Annotated in this window: 19 protein-coding genes, 1 pseudogene and 1 riboswitch; of the genes and pseudogenes, 14 read left to right on the top strand and 6 right to left on the bottom strand. The window is 39.5% G+C overall.

Annotation, left to right across the window (positions count from 1 at the left end; translation table 11 throughout):
- Window positions 1–44 precede the first annotated feature (44 nt).
- Entirely contained in the window at window positions 45–1,955 is a 1,911-nt protein-coding gene (locus tag DDV96_RS09435) for a TonB-dependent receptor plug domain-containing protein (protein ID WP_206074016.1), read from the bottom strand.
- A gap of 114 nt (window positions 1,956–2,069) precedes the next feature.
- A riboswitch (cobalamin riboswitch) is annotated at window positions 2,070–2,281 on the bottom strand.
- A 50-nt stretch (window positions 2,282–2,331) separates the two neighbouring features.
- Here DDV96_RS09435 and DDV96_RS09430 point away from each other — a divergent pair.
- The 9 genes and pseudogenes from DDV96_RS09430 to DDV96_RS09385 all read left to right on the top strand — a co-directional run bounded on the left by DDV96_RS09430 (window position 2,332) and on the right by DDV96_RS09385 (window position 11,190).
- Window positions 2,332–3,486: an ABC transporter substrate-binding protein gene (locus DDV96_RS09430; RefSeq protein ID WP_116694510.1), complete on the top strand. Its 1,155-nt coding sequence runs from the start codon at window positions 2,332–2,334 to the stop codon at window positions 3,484–3,486.
- Between the two features lie 3 nt (window positions 3,487–3,489).
- Entirely contained in the window at window positions 3,490–4,521 is a 1,032-nt protein-coding gene (locus DDV96_RS09425; protein WP_116694509.1) for a FecCD family ABC transporter permease, read from the top strand.
- A pseudogene (locus DDV96_RS09420) lies at window positions 4,521–5,135 on the top strand (ABC transporter ATP-binding protein); the annotation flags it as partial. The gene DDV96_RS09425 and the pseudogene DDV96_RS09420, both read left to right, overlap by 1 nt.
- A gap of 464 nt (window positions 5,136–5,599) precedes the next feature.
- Window positions 5,600–6,178: a hypothetical protein gene (locus DDV96_RS09415; protein WP_116694507.1), complete on the top strand. Its 579-nt coding sequence runs from the start codon at window positions 5,600–5,602 to the stop codon at window positions 6,176–6,178.
- A 198-nt stretch (window positions 6,179–6,376) separates the two neighbouring features.
- Window positions 6,377–7,141, top strand: coding sequence for a DUF6090 family protein (locus DDV96_RS09410; protein ID WP_116694506.1), 765 nt, complete (start codon window positions 6,377–6,379; stop codon window positions 7,139–7,141).
- Between the two features lie 414 nt (window positions 7,142–7,555).
- Entirely contained in the window at window positions 7,556–8,107 is a 552-nt protein-coding gene (locus tag DDV96_RS09400) for a hypothetical protein (protein ID WP_116694505.1), read from the top strand.
- A gap of 172 nt (window positions 8,108–8,279) precedes the next feature.
- A complete protein-coding gene (gene rmuC, locus DDV96_RS09395; RefSeq protein WP_116694504.1) occupies window positions 8,280–9,602 on the top strand; it encodes a DNA recombination protein RmuC in 1,323 nt (440 codons plus the stop codon).
- Between the two features lie 673 nt (window positions 9,603–10,275).
- Window positions 10,276–10,644: a 6-phosphogluconate dehydrogenase gene (locus DDV96_RS09390; protein WP_116694503.1), complete on the top strand. Its 369-nt coding sequence runs from the start codon at window positions 10,276–10,278 to the stop codon at window positions 10,642–10,644.
- On the top strand, window positions 10,645–11,190 hold the full coding sequence (locus DDV96_RS09385) for an acyl-CoA thioesterase (RefSeq protein WP_116694502.1): 546 nt from the start codon (window positions 10,645–10,647) through the stop codon (window positions 11,188–11,190).
- A gap of 58 nt (window positions 11,191–11,248) precedes the next feature.
- Here DDV96_RS09385 and carB read toward each other — a convergent pair whose 3' ends face one another.
- Together carB and rpmH are read right to left on the bottom strand one after the other, a co-directional pair.
- Window positions 11,249–14,101 (bottom strand): carbamoyl-phosphate synthase large subunit, encoded by a 2,853-nt coding sequence (carB, locus tag DDV96_RS09380; protein ID WP_116694501.1) that lies wholly within the window; start codon window positions 14,099–14,101, stop codon window positions 11,249–11,251.
- A 106-nt stretch (window positions 14,102–14,207) separates the two neighbouring features.
- Window positions 14,208–14,366, bottom strand: coding sequence for a 50S ribosomal protein L34 (gene rpmH, locus DDV96_RS09375; protein WP_114492135.1), 159 nt, complete (start codon window positions 14,364–14,366; stop codon window positions 14,208–14,210).
- Between the two features lie 160 nt (window positions 14,367–14,526).
- Here rpmH and DDV96_RS09370 point away from each other — a divergent pair, with 160 nt between their 5' ends.
- Together DDV96_RS09370 and DDV96_RS09365 are read left to right on the top strand one after the other, a co-directional pair.
- Entirely contained in the window at window positions 14,527–15,099 is a 573-nt protein-coding gene (locus tag DDV96_RS09370) for a tetratricopeptide repeat protein (RefSeq protein ID WP_116694500.1), read from the top strand.
- A 140-nt stretch (window positions 15,100–15,239) separates the two neighbouring features.
- Window positions 15,240–15,944, top strand: coding sequence for a redoxin domain-containing protein (locus tag DDV96_RS09365; RefSeq protein WP_116694499.1), 705 nt, complete (start codon window positions 15,240–15,242; stop codon window positions 15,942–15,944).
- 81 nt (window positions 15,945–16,025) lie between these two features.
- Here DDV96_RS09365 and DDV96_RS09360 read toward each other — a convergent pair whose 3' ends face one another.
- Window positions 16,026–16,988, bottom strand: a complete 963-nt coding sequence (locus DDV96_RS09360) for a lytic transglycosylase domain-containing protein (protein ID WP_116694498.1) — start codon at window positions 16,986–16,988, stop codon at window positions 16,026–16,028.
- A gap of 63 nt (window positions 16,989–17,051) precedes the next feature.
- Window positions 17,052–17,702, bottom strand: a complete 651-nt coding sequence (locus DDV96_RS09355; protein ID WP_240607699.1) for an alpha/beta hydrolase — start codon at window positions 17,700–17,702, stop codon at window positions 17,052–17,054.
- A gap of 104 nt (window positions 17,703–17,806) precedes the next feature.
- On the opposite strand from DDV96_RS09355, the gene DDV96_RS09350 reads away from it, so the two are divergent.
- The gene (locus DDV96_RS09350) at window positions 17,807–18,523 is read left to right on the top strand and encodes a pirin family protein (protein WP_116694496.1); all 717 of its coding nucleotides are present in this window, start codon (window positions 17,807–17,809) and stop codon (window positions 18,521–18,523) included.
- Between the two features lie 17 nt (window positions 18,524–18,540).
- Window positions 18,541–18,840: a GNAT family N-acetyltransferase gene (locus DDV96_RS09345; protein WP_116694495.1), complete on the top strand. Its 300-nt coding sequence runs from the start codon at window positions 18,541–18,543 to the stop codon at window positions 18,838–18,840.
- Here DDV96_RS09345 and mtaB read toward each other — a convergent pair.
- Window positions 18,837–20,174: a tRNA (N(6)-L-threonylcarbamoyladenosine(37)-C(2))-methylthiotransferase MtaB gene (gene mtaB / locus DDV96_RS09340; RefSeq protein ID WP_116694494.1), complete on the bottom strand. Its 1,338-nt coding sequence runs from the start codon at window positions 20,172–20,174 to the stop codon at window positions 18,837–18,839. The genes DDV96_RS09345 and mtaB overlap by 4 nt on opposite strands.
- 101 nt (window positions 20,175–20,275) lie before the next feature.
- On the opposite strand from mtaB, the gene DDV96_RS09335 reads away from it, so the two are divergent.
- Window positions 20,276–20,647: a four helix bundle protein gene (locus DDV96_RS09335; RefSeq protein WP_240607698.1), complete on the top strand. Its 372-nt coding sequence runs from the start codon at window positions 20,276–20,278 to the stop codon at window positions 20,645–20,647.
- The last annotated feature ends 1 nt before the right edge of the window (window position 20,648 follow it).

The following is a 20,648-nucleotide window of genomic DNA, read 5'->3' as shown; positions in this document are numbered from 1 at the left end:
TTAAAATATTAAAAACCCGGCGCTTGGCTTAACATCAAAAAAAATTAAAGGTTTAAAGTAAATCCGGTGTGGATGTTTCTTCCGCGGGTTTGGTACTGGTACAATTCTTCATATTCTTCATCAAGGATATTGCTTACGCCTGCAAAAAGTTTCAGGTTTTTGGTTACTTGCCCATTGATTTTAAAATTCAACAACCCATAACTTTCTAAGGTAACATCCTCATTCATAAAAGTGTCTTGACTAAAAAAAGTATCTTCACGTTCACTTACATATTGATAATCCAACCCTAAAAACACACGCTCAGTCACCTTATATCCAATGGAAGCATTTGCTTTATGTTCCGGGATGCGCAAGGCAAAGCGTTCATCGGCTTGGGTATTGGTATAATTGGCCTGCACCGTTACCTTTTTACCAAATTTTTTATACACTTCAACTTCAATCCCGCTGGTGTTGAACGTTTCATCTATATTAAGGTATTGCGAAATAAATAGATCAGGGTCAATGGTCACAAAATCCACATAGTTTTTTTCTTCCCTGTTAAAATAAAGGGCGCTAACGCGAAACCCTTCTTCCGAAGCAAACTCCAAACCACCTTCAATCGTTGTGTTTTCTTCAGGGATCAACTCCTCGTTTCCGTAAAGCGGGTCATAAAGCTGAAACAATGAAGGCGTAATATAAGCGGTGCTGTAAGAGCCTAATACTTTCAAAGTGTTGTTGCCAAGACCGAAAGCATACGACGGGTTCACATTATACACCAAATGGGTATCATAAACACTGTGAATGTTCAACCGCGCCCCAGCGTTAACCGTAAGCCCAAAATCTGAAATATATACTGCATTTACATAAGGATCAATGATATTGAATTTAGCTGTATCTTCATCTACATCTTGGTTAAAATCAGTTTCGCCAAAAGGAATTGAAAACGAATTAAAACTGCTAAAGTTTCCGTTTAACCCTACCACAACCTGCAATTGATTGGTAAAGCGATGGTTTATATACGTATCAAAAGTATAAGAATCTGAATCGTATTTTGAAGGAAATCCAGACGCTATTTCCCGTTCAATCCACGTGTAGGTATCGTTAAATATATAGGTGCCGTTTTTATAGTTCCACTCAAAATGGCCTCCAGTTTTTAATTGCTCACTAATGGAACGGAACTCGGCATCGGTAAAATCAAAATTATCAAAACCGGCTTTGAACTTGTCAAAACTGAAAAATTGACTAACGGTGATATCTTCTGAAATATGATACCCTAAATTTATGCGTCCGTCGTACCTATTGAACACATCGCTTTCAAACAACGCTTCCCCTTTTGGCGCAGCTAGGGCCGAAAGTCCATCGGTATATCGATTACTGAAATTAGCATTGTAAAAAAAATTGTTCAATGTTCCATTTACTGTTGCGTGGCTTGTAAACGCTTGAAGTTTTGTGTTTTTATCACTTTCAGTTGGTCTATTCGTACCCAACGTGGAACTTATAGTAGCGGCAATGGGTTCTTTCGATGCTTTTTTGGTGGTAATGTTAATAACCGCAGTTGCCGCTCCAGAACCATACAGAACACTCGAAGCTCCTTTTAATATTTCAATTTTTTCTACTGAAGAAGCCGACACCAAACGCAAGTCGTAATCATTGGCAATGTGCGATGGGTCATTTAATTGCACGCCATCTACCATAATCACCACTTGACGGTTTCTACCGCCACGCACATAATAATTCAGATTTTGCCCGTCATAACTCCGTGCGCCGTTTATTTCGATGCCCGACACAGTGTTCAGCACTTCAGCAACTGACTGCCCGGGGCTGTTTTCTAAGGTTTCCTTGTCAATGGTAATGACTGTTTTCCCGCTGTTTTTCCTCGCAATTGGGGTTTTGGTGTCTAAAACCACCGTATCCAGTTTTTCTGGATTGTTGTTTTGGGCAAGCGATACAATGCTTGCACCAAGGCATAATGCCACAAGTACATGTTTTTTCATTTTAAAAGATTAAAACGGAAAAAGAAAGAAGAACTATAACAGATGTTTAGGTACAGATGCTAAAATATCTTCTCAAACCTTTATCCCGAAAGTTTGACAATTGGTTGAATGCTGGCAGGTCTCCTGGCTTACCTTTTCTATGAACCTTCCCATCCCCAATGTTCAGGACAGTGGTGAAGTTTTCATAATCTCAACGAATGTGAGACGGTTTACAGTTGCGGGAACAGCTTCGGATTTTAACCGAATTCCCTTTTTAAGAGAATTTTCAATCGTGGTTGAAAATTCTCACCAAAATTCACTGCAAAAATAAGATTTTATTTTCGTTGCACCACCCAAACAAAAACCTTTATTTTTGGATATGCAAAAAATTGTCCTATTTACCGCTTTCCTCCTTCTGTTTTTTTCGTGTAAGGAGCAAAACAATCAAAACGATACATTAAAAAATGAAACCTCCTCAAACAAATCCAAAAAGCAGGTTGACATAACTTATGCAAAAGGTTTTGCTATCGATCTGTACGACGGTTACAAAGTGCTTACCATAAAAGAGCCTTGGCCAGATACCGAAACTGAATTTAAATATGCGTTGGTTGAAGAAAAGGGAGCATTACCAGACGATGCCGACTTTGACGCCGTAGTGCAGATGCCCGTAAATAACATTGTGGTAACCTCTACCACACATATTCCTTCGTTGGATATGTTGGGCGAAACAAAATCCTTGGTTGGATTTCCAAACCTCTCTTATATTTCTTCTAAAGAAACAAGAAAGCGAATTGATGCAGGGAACGTTAAGGAGCTGGGTAAAAACGAATCTATAAACACCGAAGTATTGATCGACTTAAACCCTGATCTGGTCGTCACTTTTGCCGTAAAAGGAAACAACAAAACGGTTTCCACCATTGAAAAAACAGGGATTCCGGTTTTTTACAACTCCGATTGGACCGAGCAATCCCCATTAGGAAAAGCAGAGTGGATCAAATTTTTTGGAGCGATATTCAACAAAGAACAAAAAGCCGATAGTATTTTCAAGAACATTGAAACCGAATACCTTTCCGCCAAGAAAAAAGCTGCTAAAGCTACCACTTCTCCCACTACTTTAAGCGGTGCCATGTACAAAGATGTTTGGTATATGCCCAAAGGCGGAAGTTGGGGTGCACAATTTATAAAAGATGCCAACGGAACCTATTTATGGAATGACACCGAAGGCACAGGAAGTCTTTCACTCAATCTGGAATCTGTTTTAGAAAAAGGGAAAGATGCCGATTATTGGATTAGCCCTGGACAGTTTTCCAGCAAACAGCAATTAAAAGATGCGCATTCGGTATATAGCGAATTTGCAGCCTATAAAAACAATACTATTTACACCAATACTACATTAGTGGGCGAAACCGGCGGCGTGATATATTATGAGCTCGCCCCAAACCGTCCCGATATTGTGCTAAAAGACATCATTAAAATCTTGCATCCAGAAGTATTGCCGGAACACGAATTGTACTTTTTCAGTAAATTGAAATAAAAGATGCAGACCACCCAAACATACCGTGTCTTTTTTGTGGTGTTGCTCATCGCATTGCTTGCTGTTTTTCTGGCGAACATCAGTTTGGGGTCAGTTTCCATCCCAATAGATGAAGTAGTAAAAGGGATTTTTGGCGGGAATGCCTCAAAAGGGACTTGGAACTACATCATTATCGATTACCGATTGCCCAAGGCCATCACTGCAATTTTGGCCGGTGGCGGGCTGGCCGTTTCGGGTTTGTTAATGCAAACATTGTTTAGAAATCCTTTGGCCGGTCCTTTTGTATTAGGCTTAAGCAGTGGCGCCAGTTTGGGTGTTGCACTTTTAATTTTAGGCGCCGGGGCCTTTGGCGGTTTTTTAGGAAATGCTTTGGTAAGCGAATGGAGCTTGGTCATTGCTTCGGCAGTGGGCAGTTTCTTGGTGCTTTTGGCGGTTTTAATGGTGACGTTTCGGGTAAAAGATACGATGGCGATATTAATTATAGGATTGATGTTCGGGAGCGTTACCGCTGCGGTGGTCGCCGTGCTCTCTTATTTTAGTAATGCCGAAAAACTGCAACAGTACATTTTTTGGAGCTTTGGGAGTTTGGGCAACCAATCGTGGGAAGGCATTATTATATTGAGCTGTTGTGCCGTATTGGGACTTTTAATTGCCGTTGCCAGCAGTAAGTCGTTAAATGCGTTGTTGCTCGGGGAAAACTATGCTAAGAGCATGGGGCTTCATATAAAGCGCACCACTTTTGCCATTATACTTGCCACCAGTATCTTGGCTGGCGCCATTACGGCGTTTGCCGGTCCCATTGCTTTTGTGGGCTTGGCAGTACCGCATATTACCCGGCAATTTTTTAAAACGTCCAACCATTTGGTTTTAATTCCAGCAGTATTGCTGTGCGGCAGCCTGTTGATGTTGGTCTGTGATACCATTGCACAACTTCCGTTCAGTGAACACACCCTGCCCATCAATGCCATTACCTCACTTGTTGGGGCACCGGTAGTAATTTGGTTGTTGGTAAGAAAACGTAAATTGCTGTTTTAATGACTTCGGAAACAAAACATATCACCTTACAGGCACAGGATTTAAGTGTGGGTTATTTCAACAAGAAAGCCAAAAAAGCCGTCGCCGAAACTATAGATTTCAGTTTTTCTGAAGGCGAGCTCATTGGCTTGGTGGGCGCCAACGGAATTGGCAAATCCACCTTGTTAAGAACCTTGGCCGGGATGCAACCCAGACTTTCCGGAGCCATCTTGGTGAACGAAAAACCATTGGAGGACTATTCAACCTTGGCCTTGGCCAACCAAATAAGCGTAGTGCTTACTGAACCACCTGCCTCTAAGAACCTGACTGTTTTAGAACTGATTTCCTTGGGAAGGCAACCTTACACCAGCTGGATGGGCACCTTGAGCGAAAAAGATAAAACGGCGGTCCAAAACGCACTGCAAGCCACCGAAACCCAATCGATGGCCCATAGAAAATGTTTCGAGCTCAGCGATGGCCAAATGCAACGTGTCGCCATTGCCAGAGCCTTGGCACAAGACACGCCCATTATTCTTCTTGATGAACCCACCACCCATCTCGATTTATACCACCGCGCCTATATTTTAAAGTTGTTGAAGAAACTTGCTTCCGAAAACAAAAAAACAATTCTTTTTTCTACTCACGAAATCGATCTTGCCATTCAGTTAAGTGATACCATGCTGGTGATGACGGGGAACGCCAATTATTTTGATACGCCCTGTAATTTAATTGAAGCGGGACATTTTGATGCGCTTTTTCCGAAGGATACCATTCATTTCGATAAAAACACAGGCCGGTTTACAGTAAGAAAATAAAGGTTTGCGACTTTATAAAGTAGCTAGCAAACTCTATCTCCTTCCCTTGCTAAGGGAACCCGCCTGAATGACTAGTCGGGCAGGGGTGGCCCGAAGGGTCGGAAGGGTCAATGCCAAAGTTTTAACCTTCTAACCTCTATTAAAACAAACATCTCAAACACAACAGCCTAAAAACTACGTTTACAGCTTTTACCAAATACGTTTATTGAATTTGTTCGTATATTTACTTTTGTGGAGATATAAGCGTATTGTTTACATACAACCGTTGTGGTACATTTAATAAAATGAAACAATTAACAAAATTCATAGAAAGAAACATATCGGGAAAAAAGGTTTTAGGACTTTTTATCTTGACAAATGTTGTCTACATCTTTATGCTGACCGTTACGATTCCGAAAACAATGAACCACTCAAACGGATTAAATCTTTTGGATATGATGCCAGCGGGATATGACTTGAACTATGTAGGCGAATTATTCAATTCGCTCGGGGAAATTGGGCGTCGGACTTACCTAACAAACCAAATTCCTGTGGATATGATTTATCCGCTACTTTTCGGACTTTCTTACGGTTTTATTTTGGCATACTTTCTCAAGAAACTAAAAAAATTAAATGCACCATACATTTATCTATGCCTACTGCCGATAATTGCGGGAATTGCAGATTATATGGAGAATTTCGGAATTATTGCAATGTTGAAGAGTTATCCCGATTTGACACAGGGAATGGTAAGTACAACAAGTTTATTTTCGGTCATAAAGAGTATCTCGACAAGTGTATTTTTCGTTACTCTGATTATTATTTTAATATTACTCGGAATAAGAGCTATTAGCGGAAAAAAAACGCACTACAACAATTTATAAAAAATAGGGCGGTTTGGCACTTAAAGAAAGGCTTGGGCGTATTTGCGAAGACCGCCAAATCTTTTGATTTGGCTTTTAGAAAATTAATATAAAAACAAAATGCAAAAGTTTTGGCTTGTGGCTATACCCAAAGGTCTTCGCTTACCATCTGCCCTACTTTTCTTATACTAGACGTTGTGGCTAATTTGAATCAACTAAATGAAATTATTTAGAAGAATACGACATAAGCTGATTTTAGACAACAAAAAAGTTCAATACCTAAAGTATGCTTTAGGAGAAATTGTATTGGTTGTAATCGGAATTTTAATTGCCTTACAAATCAACAATTGGAATGAATCCAGAAAAGGCGATATAGCCTTGAAAGAGTATTTAGTAAAAATCAAATCCAATACTTTGGAAGATATTATCGAGCTAGACTCCTTAACAATAGGAAGAAGACAAATAGCTGAGCTATGTAAAAAGGCACGTACTAGTATTTTGGACAAGACGGAAGATGAAAACACTATGCTTTTTATGTCCAGTGGTTGGGCTTTTATTGACCTTTATTTTAATCCTAGCATTGATGGGTATGAAGCCTTAAAGAATTCAAATTATTATGGGAAAATAAACAATACGGCTTTGGATTCGCTTTTAACAAGATACCATACCATTATTGGCGAAATTGCATTAAATGAAAAGAGTTATAATGAATATTCAGAAAGTCAGGAGGCATATCTTTCCACTCAATTTGACAGGTCTTTGATTTTGGCATATGCCTTTTTACCACCCGATTCACTTAACATTAGAGCCACTTCACAAACTGAGTATTTTACCGATTTTAAAGAATATACTTCATTTCCTGCCTTTCGAAACGTAATTAGTTTAGCTGCCTGGCAGTTTGATACGATGATTCATCGATACAATGAATTAAAAAATGTAGGCTTAAGCATTATAAAGGAAATAGACACGATTATCGAAGATTAAAAATTAATAAAAACACAAAAAAGCCAAATGGATTGTAAGCATTGAAAATGATGATACAACACCTTTCTGGTATTCCAAATTTCACAGATAATCCAGTGTTTTGGAAAAACAAAGAAATACAAATGGCAGTTCAACTATTCCATTTACCTTGAAAACAAAAAAGTACAGTTGGCAACAATTTATAGCCATAATACCAGTACTAAACCGAAATTCTGTATTTTTATCCCGTAACGGACAGTTATACCAACCGTTAAAACCCATAACCAAAACACACAATACTTTGGAGCGAAACCCTACTTTAAATTCGACAGGGATTTTTAAGCTTTCTTAAAATAACCAAATGCCAAGAAAATAGAAAAAAGGTAAATAAACCTGTTGTTAGGCATCCTTTGAAGCACAATTAAATAAACAGTTATGAAAAACACTATAATAGGATTTTTACTTTTACTTCTTTTAATTCCAAGTATAAGTTACGCTCAATTTTGGCCATTTACCCCAATGGACCGATTTGGAAATACTGTTTATTATCAGATGGACGGCGACGGGAAAATTGAGTTAAAAGGTTCCAATAAGTTATTGGGTAAAAATCTAGAGAATAGGTATTTTGATGTATTATCACATCAAGATGACATTCAGGTTAAAATAAACGATACCTCCCTTAATTTTACCCAGAAAAAGAGAAGAGAACCCAAAAACCACAAAGAAATACTTTTTTATTCCAGACGAAAATTAAAGAACGACCTTGCTACCATTAAATACTTAAAACTGTTAGAACTTAAAGAAAATGTGCTTATAGCAGAAGCAACGATTAAGTATAAAACAAAGTCAAAAAAACGAACAAAAGAACTCGTGGAAATTGACCGAAACCAACTAAAAGGGATATTTTTAGGCCCTGGAAAGAACCTCCGCACAATCACTTCGGTTGTAGCATTTGGTGGCACAATTATACTTATTTTGCTTATTTAACCGTAACTACTGCCTCTTTCTTTATTCTTCGGCTTCATTGAAGTTGGATTTCATCTACTCCAAGTTGCCAAAACCTATGCTTAAACCAAAAAAATCGCTACTTTAGCGGTATTATCGATAGTATGAGTCGTTATTTTAAAACCCTAAAACAACCCCTTAAAACGCTTTTCTTTTGAACGAAACACTTATCTTTTTACTCATTGCCGTTGTTTTTATATTGATCGGCTTTTTTCTCGGCAATCTGTTTGCACGCTTAAAACTTAAATCTGAAACCGGAAAACTGGAAGAACGCATCAACCAGTTACTGAATCAAGAAGAAAAACTCCAACAGCGCATCAGTGCAGTTGAAGCCGAGCGGGAAGCCATAAGGAAAGAAAAAGAAGCACTTAACAACCAATTGGTGCGTACTGTTGCGGAATATGATAATCTGCAAGAAAAAAACAGGGAACAAAAAGCCGAAGTGGAAAAACTGCAGGAAAAGTTCACCAAGGAATTTGAAAACCTCGCCAATAAAATCTTGGAAGAGAAATCGACAAAATTCACCAAACAAAACAAAGAAAGCCTGGAAGTGTTGTTGAATCCGCTTCAGGAAAAAATAAAGACATTTGAAAAACGCGTGGAAGACACCAACAAGGAAAATGTGGGGCGCCACAGCGAGCTGAAAGAGCAATTAAAACACCTTTCTGAGCTCAACCAACAAATGAGCAAGGATGCCGACAACCTTACCAAAGCCCTAAAAGGAGACAGTAAGATGCAAGGAAATTGGGGCGAATTGATCTTGACCAGAATCCTTGAAAAATCCGGATTGGAGAAAGACCGCGAATACACCGTGCAGGACAGCCACACCACTCCCGAAGGAAAACGATTGCAAACAGATGTTTTAATTCATCTACCCGATGGAAAGAAAATGATCATCGACAGCAAGGTTTCCTTGGTTCATTTTGAGCGGTTTGTTTCGGAAGAAGATGAGGAACAGAAGCAAGTGCATTTAAAACAACATATCGCTTCCATCAAACGGCATGTAGAACAGTTGAGCGCCAAAAACTATCAGTATTTAATCGATGAAAGCCCAGATACGGTTTTCATGTTTATCCCCATAGAACCAGCTTTTGCCATCGCTTCGGCCCACGAACCCAATTTGTACGAACAGGCTTTTGACAAGCAGGTGATCATAGTTACGCCTGCTACTTTATTGGCCGCTTTACGGTTAGTGGATAATTTATGGCAAAACGACCGCCAGAAACAAAACGCGCTCGATATTGCCAAACAAGCCGGCGCTTTATACGATTCGTTCACCAATTTAACCGATGAGCTCATTAAAGTGGGCAAACAAATAGGCACGGTACAGAACAGTTATGAAAGTGCCATGAAAAAATTAACCGGAAGGGGAAATCTCATCCGTCGTGTGGAAAAACTGAAAAAACTGGGCGCCAAAGCCAGTAAAACCATTGACAGTAAGTTGTTGAAACGTTCGGAAGAGGAAGATGAAGAATAACTCAACTTGATTCAATCATATAAGGTGTCAAGTTCCAAAAAAACAAAACACAAATTCCAAACAAAAACAAAAACAAAACGATTTAAACATTCAAAAAGCATTAATCTCTAAAAAATTAGAGATAATATTATATTTAATAAAGCAATATCGTCCTAAACGATTTTAAAATAAACTCTGAAAGCCTTTATTCAAGCAAGTTTTAACAATATTATCAATTTTTAAGGTTGTTTTTTATAACAGCCCATTTTGTGCCTATCGAAAGTTTATCGTAAAATTTGAAGTGAAGACCCCGTAAAATTTTAGGCTGTTTGAGCCAGCCAAAATAGTTCCCAAAGCACTATTTTTAAAGGCGAGTTCCTAAAATTTAGGGGGCGAACAAAAAATTTAGATAAAGTTTCGTAAGCCTAGATTTTTTTGGTTCGTTTTTTCATCAATGGAAAAAATGAACAAGTTAAATGTTTAGGACAGGATTGTTAATAAAGTAGCTAATCATTATATTTATGGTTGACTATTACTTTTCCTGTTTTTAAAGGCAGGCATCTCAGTGAAGCTCTGCGACACTCTGTGTAATGACATATAAAATTGTACAATAAAAAAGATAAAGCAGACGAAAGATTAAAACTCAAACATTCTTTAAGTTAAAAAAAAAACCCCTGCTTTCGCAGGGGATATTATGAAAAAAATACTCTTTATCATTCTCGGAAGCCTATTGGCGTTGTACTTAGCGTACTTTGCTTTTGTTTATTTTGTAACCTTTAGCGAGGGTACGCGGGCAGGCGAGCTCATAAAATTCAGTCATCGAGGGATTGTTGTAAAAACTTGGGAAGGCGAAATAAGCCAAGGCATCAGCGGGGCACAGATATTTTCGTTTTCGGTCATGGATAAAGAGGCCGATGTAATCGAAAAACTGAAAGAATACCAAGGCAGCTATGTGAAATTGACTTATGTGGAACGCTACGACACCTTTTTCTTTTGGGGCGACACCAAATATTTTGTAACCGATGTTTCCCAAGAAAATTCACCGCACTTTAACAGGAATTAAATGGAAAAAATCCACAAACACGTAGAAGAATCGCAAGTGACCATTTCCGAACTGATGCTGCCCTCGCACACCAATTTCAGCGGAAAAATTCACGGTGGGTACATTTTATCGCTTATGGACCAGATTGCTTTTGCGTGCGCATCCAAACACAGTAAAAATTATTGCGTAACGGCTTCTGTTGATACCGTAAACTTTTTAAAATCCATTGAAGTTGGGGAGTTGGTCACTATGAAAGCTTCCGTAAATTATGTGGGAAAAACCTCTATGGTCATTGGTATTCGCGTGGAGGCCGAAAACATTCATACGGGCGTTAAAAAGCACTGTAATTCGTCCTATTTTACCATGGTTGCCAAAGATGATGACGGCAATAATGTAGAAGTTCCCGGGTTGATCTTGGATTCGAAAACCGAAATACGCCGTTTTTTAAAAAGTGAACATCGGTTGAAAGTGAACAAACAACAAAAATATCAAGAATCCAGTTTTGAGGTGGCAGAGCACTTGCACGTTTTAAAAGAACACAACGTGATTGTTTCTTATAAAAAATAAGGAACAAGAAAAAAGCAGAGCGAACATTGCCCTGCTTTCACTTTTAAAAGCTTTAAACTTAACGGGTCAAGTACATTTTTCTTCGAGCGTAAAGCTCATAAAAATCATCGTCTTTTAAGTTCTCGATAAACAAAATGCTTTCACCGGTACTCTTCATTTCGGGACCCAATTGCTTGTTCACATTCGGGAATTTATTAAAACTGAACACCGGCCGCTTAATCGCATAACCATCCAAGTGTGGATTGAAATCGAAATCTGAAAGTTTCTTCTCGCCCAACATTACCTTGGTGGCGTAATTTACATACGGTTCGCCATACGCTTTGGCGATAAACGGCACGGTACGCGACGCCCTTGGGTTAGCCTCGATAATATAAACCTTATCGTCCTTAACGGCAAACTGAATGTTGATAAGCCCAACGGTGTTCAAGGCCAAGGCGATTTTTTCGGTATGGTCTTTTATTTGTTGAATCACCAAATCGCCCAAACTGAAAGGTGGCAACAGCGCGTTCGAGTCGCCACTGTGTATTCCGCAGGGTTCAATATGTTCCATAATACCAATGATATAGACGTTCTCGCCATCGCAAATGGCATCGGCTTCAGCTTCTATGGCACCGTCTAAATAATGGTCCAACAAGAGTTTGTTGTTTGGTATTTTCCGAAGTAAATCAACCACGTGTTCTTCCAGTTCTTCTTTGTTGATTACGATTTTCATTCCTTGGCCTCCCAATACATACGAAGGACGTATCAATAAAGGGAAATCCAATTGATCGGCCAACTCCAGAGCTTGTTGTGTGGTTTCAGCAGTTCCAAATTCTGGATAAGGAATGTCGTTTTCTTTCAGGATTGTTGAGAAACTGCCCCGGTCTTCGGCCAAATCCAGCGCCTTGTAGCTGGTTCCCATAATTTTGATGCCGTAACGGTCCAGTTTTTCGGCCAATTTCAATGCCGTCTGTCCTCCGAGCTGTACGATAACACCTTCTGGTTTTTCGTGGCGGATGATATCGTAAATATGTTCCCAGAACACGGGTTCAAAATACAATTTGTCGGCAATGTCAAAATCGGTCGATACGGTTTCGGGGTTGCAATTGATCATAATGGTTTCGTACCCACATTCGGCAGCGGCCAAAACGCCGTGCACACAACAATAATCAAACTCGATTCCCTGCCCAATACGGTTGGGTCCTGAGCCTAAGACCACGATTTTCTTTTTATCGGAAACCTTGCTGTCGTTTTCCACATAGCGATCTCCTTGGGCGGTTTCCACTTCGTTTTCAAAAGTAGAGTAGTAATATGGAGTTTGGGCTTCAAACTCGGCGGCACAGGTGTCCACTAACTTGTAAACCCGCTGTATATTGAGTTCTTCCCGCTTTTTATAGACCTGGCTTTCCAAACATTTAAGCATATGGGCTATTTGCCTGTCGCCATAGCCTTTTTGTTTGGCTTCCAACAATAGTTCTCTTGGTAAGGTGTCTAATGTATATTCTGAAATTTCCTTTTCAAGCAAATACAGTTCTTCGTATTGCTTTAAAAACCACATATCTATCTTTGTGATGTCGTGAATGCGGCTCAAAGGAATGCCAAGCTGTATGGCGTCATAAATGACAAACACCCGGTCCCAGCTGGGGTTTTTAAGCTTATCGAGTATTTGCTCGTAGTTGGTATAGCCTTTTCCGTCGGCTCCTATCCCATTTCGTTTTATTTCGAGGGATTGGGTGGCTTTATGCAGTGCTTCCTGAAACGAACGGCCAATGCCCATCACCTCGCCTACCGATTTCATTTGTGGACCGAGCAACCTGTTGGAACCTTCAAATTTATCAAAGTTCCACCGTGGTATTTTCACGATCACATAATCTAAGGTAGGTTCAAATAAAGCTGAAGTGGTTTTGGTAATTTGGTTGTCCAATTCATCAAGGGTATAGCCCAAAGCCAATTTCGCCGCAATTTTAGCGATGGGATAGCCCGTGGCTTTAGAAGCCAAAGCTGAAGAGCGGGAAACACGCGGGTTGATTTCAATGGCGATGATGTCTTCTTTTTCATCTGGGCTTACGGCAAACTGCACGTTGCAACCACCAGCAAAATCCCCAATGTTCCGCATCATTTTAATAGCCATATCGCGCATACGCTGAAAAGCCGAATCGCTCAAAGTCATCGCTGGGGCCACGGTAATGGAATCGCCTGTATGGATCCCCATTGGGTCCATATTCTCAACAGTACAAATTATAACAACGTTGTCGTTTTTGTCGCGAAGCAGTTCCAATTCGTATTCTTTCCAACCTTGTAACGCTTTATCGATAAGCACCTCGTGAATTGGGGAAACTTCCAATCCGTGTGTAAGCGCTTTTTCAAATTCATCTTCGGTTTCCACAAAGGCCGCTCCTGCCCCACCTAAGGTAAACGATGCGCGAATAAGCAAAGGCAAGCCAAATTCTTGGGCAATTTCTTTCCCCTGTAAAACCGATTTAGCAGTTTTGGCAGGAGCCACGGGAACACCAATACGTCCCATTAGTTGTTTAAATTCTTCGCGGTCTTCGGTAATATTAATGGCGTCGATATCCACCCCAATGAGTTTTACGTCAAAATCTTCCCAAATCCCTTTTTCATCGGCCTCGATACAGAGGTTGAGCGCTGTTTGCCCGCCCATTGTAGGCAACACGGCATCGATTTGTGGATGTTCCTTTAAAATCTTGACCAGCGATTTTGTGGTAAGCGGCAAGAGATAGACGTGGTCTGCCATGGCAGGGTCGGTCATAATGGTTGCCGGGTTGCTGTTTATAAGTATGGTTTCAATTCCGTCTTCACGAAGAGAGCGTAAGGACTGGGAACCAGAATAGTCGAATTCACACGCCTGCCCAATGACAATAGGGCCAGAACCAATGATCAAGATGGATTTTAATTTTTCGTTTTTAGGCATTGTTAAAGAAGATTTTTTTTTCGGTGCGTAAAATTACGTTACGTATGGGTAAAAAAAAAGGCGTTGTATAAAAACAACACCTTTATTATTTAATAGGATATAAACATTATTTCTTGTGGCGGGTTTCAGAAGACACAGATAGTTTTTTTCTGCCTTTCGCTCTGCGGGCAGCCAACACTTTTCTACCGTTTACTGAAGCCATACGCTCTCTAAAACCGTGTTTGTTTCTCCTTTTTCTTTTTGATGGCTGAAATGTTCTTTTCATGGTAACTTATGTTATAACTTCTTCTGAAAAATTTTAAATAAGACCTCTGTTAAAAGTCGGGTGCAAATATACAATCATTTATCAGGTTTCCAAATGGAATTTTGAAAAAATATTTATTAGTTTTTAGTACCTTTGCCAACCCTATAAAAACAGATAGTTCATGTTCAACAAAAATATAAAATTAGTATTGGCTGCGCTCGTTATTGCAGCAGCCGTTTGGCAGTTTTTTGAAAATAACATTGGCAATGGGATTATGTTGATATTCCTTTCCTTGATTTTCATTTTCCTGTATTTCAAAAACGAAATCATCCTACTTGCTTTCCTTCAATTGAGAAAGCAAAATTTTGACGGTGCCAAAAAATGGTTGGACAAGATTAAAAACCCAGAAGCTTCTTTGGTCCAGAAACAGCAAGGGTATTATTATTATCTAAACGGGTTGATGGTGTCGCAAACCAATATGAACGAAGCCGAAAAATATTTTAAAAAAGCCATAAGCTTAGGCTTGAACATGAGTGCCGATATGGCCATGGCCAAATTAAACCTCGCTGGGATTGCCATGACCAAAAATAGAAAGCGTGAAGCGCAAATACTCTTAAATGAAGCCAAAAGCCTGGACAAGCACAATATGCTGGACGACCAGATAAAAATGATGAAACAGCAAATGAAACGTGCTGGGCAGCCCAACCAACATTTTGGTGGTGGCCGGGCCGGACGCCGTGGTGGGCGCCGTTAATTTCTTACAAACCACTACGTGTAAACACGTACTATCTTACAAAATTTAGTTGTTAATCGATTATACGGCTGCTTAATCGAAAAAATACTGTTTTCTCTTAACACCTTAATACCTTTGAAGCGTTAACTAACAAAACGCTTATGGGTAGAAAACTACTTCTTCTATTCTTATTGGTTTCATATACAGCGCTCTCTCAAGAAGTTGAGCATGAAACCCTATTCTCCCAAGCGATTGGAAAAAACATCAAAAAATACAAACTCCAATCGAAACAAGCGTTCATGGACCACAATTACGAACGGGCAACTTTCCTGTTCGATTCGTTGGTAAACCACGTAATCAATGGAAGCCGGTTAGACAATTTTGACATCCGGAAAACTTCAGGAAAAAAAATAAACTTTTACGATTTTGACAAACCGGTGTTTTTAATAAGTTATGCCTCATGGTGTACGCCTGGCATAGGGGAAATCCCTGCTTTAAACAAAATCGTGGACGAAAACCATCAAGAAATCGATTTTGTGGTGCTTTTTTGGGACACGAAGCGAAAGGCAAGACAGCAGGCCCGCAAATACAGCAAAAACATAACCGTGGCCTATGTTGACGAAACCGAAAACACCCACGACCACATCGTGCAGACCTTGAAGCACAGCTTGGGCTTCCCTACTACGTTCTTTATCGATTCAAACAAAACCATTATCGATGTTAGACGTGGCGTTTTACACCCTTATAACGAGACCTATGACGCTTCATTTGAAATGAACTACGATGCATACCACAACGGCATTACCCTTATAAAAAGTTTTGACGGAAAAAGCCGGACAACCGTTGTAGCAAAAGACAACCCGTGAACGGGTAAACTAACCAAAATGCAAAAGACCGGTACTTTAGAAATAAGCTACCGGTCTTTGTCTTTTTAAAAAACGTGTTTCCTATTTTGTAGTTGTATCGTAATAGCCCTTTTTAGGGATCTCGATAAAATATTCTTTTCCCGAAGCATTTTTTAAATATGTTTCGCGCAACCAAGGGTTGTGTATTTTCAACACCTTATAGCTAATATCATATTTATGGGCAAAGTCTGGTATATCGGTTATTGCGGTATCCACTTTTACCTTAAAGGTGGGCACTTGGTGGTAGAGGTCCTGTTCCCTAAAATTGAAGCCGTATTTTTTGGGGTTGGACAAGATGGTTTTAAAAGCCAATATCCTAAATACGTAACGGCTTGTTTCATCGTTTAAAAGAATATCGTAATAATCGTTTTCGGCCTTCTGTCGGTCTATCTGTTTGCTTACCCCGTAATTGCCCGCGTTGTATGCGGCAGCGGCCAAAGTCCAGCTTCCGAATCGCTCTTTAGACTTTTTTAGGTACTCTGCGGCAACTTTTGTAGCCAACTCTAGGTTATACCGTTCATCCACATAATCATTGATTTCCAATCCATATTCCCGTCCAGTACTGCTTAAAAAGTGCCAAAATCCTGCGGCACCAGCTGGCGAACGGTTGTTCATCAGTCCACTTTCGGCTACGGCAAGGTATTTAAAATCGTCTGGCAGACCATATTTTTTGAGCATTGGTTCAATAATTGGGAAATATTTGTTGGCTCGTTTTATAATCAACAGCCCGTTGGATTGCCAATACGTGTTTACCAACAATTCCCGGTCAAAACGTTCTCGTATGTCTGGCTCGTTCAAGGGAACGGGTTCCCCTGCAAACTCCAAATATTCAGGTGTTGGCAAGGCATACACATTATAATCGTTTACTAAACTTTCTTCAAACTTCTCGCTTCCGGGCGGATTTTGCACCGCTTTATCGGTTTTTGGCTCTTGTACCGCATTGATGGACAGCCCGCTAATAACGAACAAGATTGCCCCCAGCCCTATTTTTGATAAAAAACTCATAACTTTTATTTTTTTTCTAAATATACCATATAATATACCTCTTTTCAATTAATTAACACAGCATTACTTAGAAATTATTTCCACTAGTTTTTCTGAAATTTTCGTTCCTTTATTCAAAAGCATAATATGGGTGCCTCCTTCTAATGTAACGCAATCATCAATGTTTTTTATGGGAAACACCACATCTTTGTCACCGTGTATGTGTACCACGTTTTCCATAGGTTCTTTACGTTGCCATTTTACCATGTTTTTTATGGCCCAGTCTAAATACTGCTTATTGCGAACGTGAAGAAATTCTTGGTACAGTTGAAGCCGTTTTTTAGACCGTGGGCCTATCGAAAATTTAGTAAGGTCATCGGCACTCAACACCAAGCGCGTGGGTATTAACTTATATGCTCCCGTTTTGCGGGCAAATTTCATACGGGTGGGCAATTCTTTTTCAGACTTCACGCTGGAAATAATGATCAGGTTTTTCAAGGTGAGGTATTGCGCCATTTCCTGTGCTACCACACCCCCAAAAGACACCCCTACCAATACCGAATTGGGTGCTTTTACCCGTTCTGCCATCCGTTTGGCGTACAAGGCGATAGGTTCGTCTTTTTCAGGAATCAACCATTCTAATATGTGCGTTTTAAAGCGGTCTTCGGGAAGCTTGATGTTTTTGAAAATCTCTTTTCCGGCAGCCATTCCCGGAATAAAATAAACGTGTGTCATTTCAAGAGCCATAAAGGATTATCGGGATTATATGCGTTTCAGCACACTAATTTTTTGTAACTTTGTTAAGCAAAGATACTATTATCTTATAGCTATTGGAGCGTATGAAAACTATTTTACATCCTGCTGAAAGTCGTGGTACAGCAAATTTTGGTTGGCTACAAGCCAGATATTCTTTCAGTTTTGCCAATTATTACAATCCGGACCGTCTTCAATTTGGCAAACTTCGTGTTTTGAACGACGACCAGATTGATCCAGCAATGGGTTTTGGCAAGCATCCCCACAAGAATACGGAAATTGTTACCATCCCACATTCCGGTGCTTTGAAACATCAAGACTCTACGGGAAGTAGCGGAATTATAAAATCTGGTGACATACAGGTAATAAGCGCAGGTACGGGTGTTGAGCAAAGAGAAGTAAATACAAGCACTACCGAAGCGGTTTCATTGTTTCAAATTTGGATCTTGCCTGAAAATGAAGGCGTTGCACCCCGTTACAACCAGAAAAAAATCGCTCCCCTATTACAAAAAAACGGTTGCAGCACCATGGTAAAGCTTAAACAAACCAAAGAAAACAAGCTGTGGACCCAAGAACAAGCCTATTTTAGTTTAGGTACCTTTTCAGAAAAAACCAAAACTTCCTATTCATTGCATAACAAAACCTACGGCGTTTACGTTTTTGTGATAGACGGCACCATTCTTGTTGACAATGAAACACTTAACAAACGTGATGCCATAGAAGAAATATGGGACACAGACAGTATTGATGTTACTGCCAGTAAAAACAGTCGCGTTTTACGTATTGAAATACCCATGAACTAAATTATAAAATAACTCCCATGATTGAAGATGTAGAGATTACCGACAATGAATTTTTAAGGCAATTCGAACTTGAGATTGGCGACAATATGGCGCGAATAGAATATGCCCTCCAAGACCGTAAAATATTTTTGACCAAATATGATATGCCAGAAGACCTGGAAGACCAAGGCTTTAGAGATATTTTTATTAAAGCTGTGTTTGAAGAAGTACGGGACCGTGGCATTAGTTTGGTGCCCACCAGCCCGGAGATTGCAGGTTTTATGCGAAAAAACAGGAGGAAATACCGCGATTTACTGCCCGTAGGCATTAGTATTTAACTGGCCATTGCTTTATTGTTCACAAATTCAAACCGCACCAGACCATCTTCATCTATTTCGGTAAGTTGAATTGTATGCAGTGTATTGACCAACTCCGGATTCCACGGTGCTTTTACTTTTACATAATTTTCGGTAAACCCGTGGATATAGCCTTTCTTGTTTTCGCCTTCAAAAAGCACCGTTCGCAAACTCCCTAATTGACTTTCATAAAAAGCCCTTCTTTTCTTAGCTGAAAGTCCCCGTAGCATTTTACTTCGTTTTTTGCGTACTTTATTCGGCACTACACCGTCCATTTCGGCAGCTGGGGTATTATCTCTTTCTGAATAGGTAAATACGTGCAGGTACGAAATATCCAGTTCGTTTAAAAAGTTGTATGTTTCCAAAAACCGTTCTTCCGTTTCCCCGGGAAAGCCTACGATAACATCAACGCCAATGCACGCATGAGGCATCGCATCTTTAATGCGTGCTACCCTATCTACATACAACTCGCGCATATACCGGCGACGCATCAGTTTTAACAAATCATTGCTTCCGCTTTGCAACGGAATATGAAAATGCGGTACAAAAGTTCGTGAGCCTGCAACAAAATCTATCGTTTCATTTTTCAACAAATTAGGTTCTATGGAAGAAATGCGTAAGCGTTCAATTCCGGAAACTTCATCCAAGGCTTCGCAAAGTTCAAAAAAAGTGTGCTCGTGTTTTTTGTTGCCAAACTCGCCTTTTCCGTAGTCGCCAATATTTACACCAGTTAAAACAATTTCTTTAATTCCTTTTTCTGAAATTTCAGCAGCATTTTTAAGCACATTTTCCAAGGTATCACTTCGGGAAATTCCCCGTGCCAAAGGAATGGTGCAATACGTACATTTATAATCACAGCCATCTTGAACTTTTAAAAATGCTCTCGTTCGATCACCAATAGAATACGAACCGACATAAAAGTCTGCTTCGTCTATTTCACACGAATGTACTTCCCCGAAATCATTTTTAGAGAGATCATTTAAGTAATCGGTGATTTTAAATTTTTCTGTAGCCCCTAAAACCAAATCAACACCATCAACATCGGCTAATTCTTCGGGCTTCAATTGCGCGTAGCAACCTACAGCCGCCACAAAAGCATCAGGATTTACTTTTTGAGCTTTCTTTACAATAGTTTTAAAACGCTTATCTGCATTTTCGGTTACACTACACGTATTAATAACGTAGATATCTGCTTTTTCAGAAAAATCTACTCGACTAAACCCTTCATCTTTAAAATTTCTAGCAATGGTAGAAGTTTCACTAAAATTGAGCTTACAACCTAAGGTATAAAATGCGACTTTTTTTGTAGCGTTCATAGTATTTATTGAAGTGCAAAGGTACTATTTTCTATTTAATTTGCAGGGTGTGTGATGCTGGGCGCTGGATGATTGATTTATGAAATCACAATACATTATCTTTGAAAAAAACAGACAGGATGAGCTTTAAATTTGAAAAATTGAATATTTGGAAAAAAGCTATGGAATTAGGTGAAGATGTTGATGCTATAGCAGACACTTTTCCCAAAAAAGAGCTGTTCAATCTTAGCAGTCAGATAAGAAGAGCAGCCGATTCAATTGCGCTTAATATTTCGGAAGGGTCAATTTTGCAATCAGACCCTGAACAAAAGAAATTTTTAGGGTATTCTATTCGTTCTTTAGCAGAAGTTGTGACTTGTCTTTATAAGGCAAAGAATAGAAATTATATAAATCAGGATTATTTTGATGAAAAGTATGATTTTTGCTATCATTTAATGAATATGTTAATTGCTTACCGAAGAAGATTTTTATAAC

This window comes from Marixanthomonas spongiae (genome assembly GCF_003095375.1).
GTDB lineage: Bacteria > Bacteroidota > Bacteroidia > Flavobacteriales > Flavobacteriaceae > Marixanthomonas > Marixanthomonas spongiae.
This window is presented reverse-complemented; position numbering and strand designations above follow the sequence as displayed.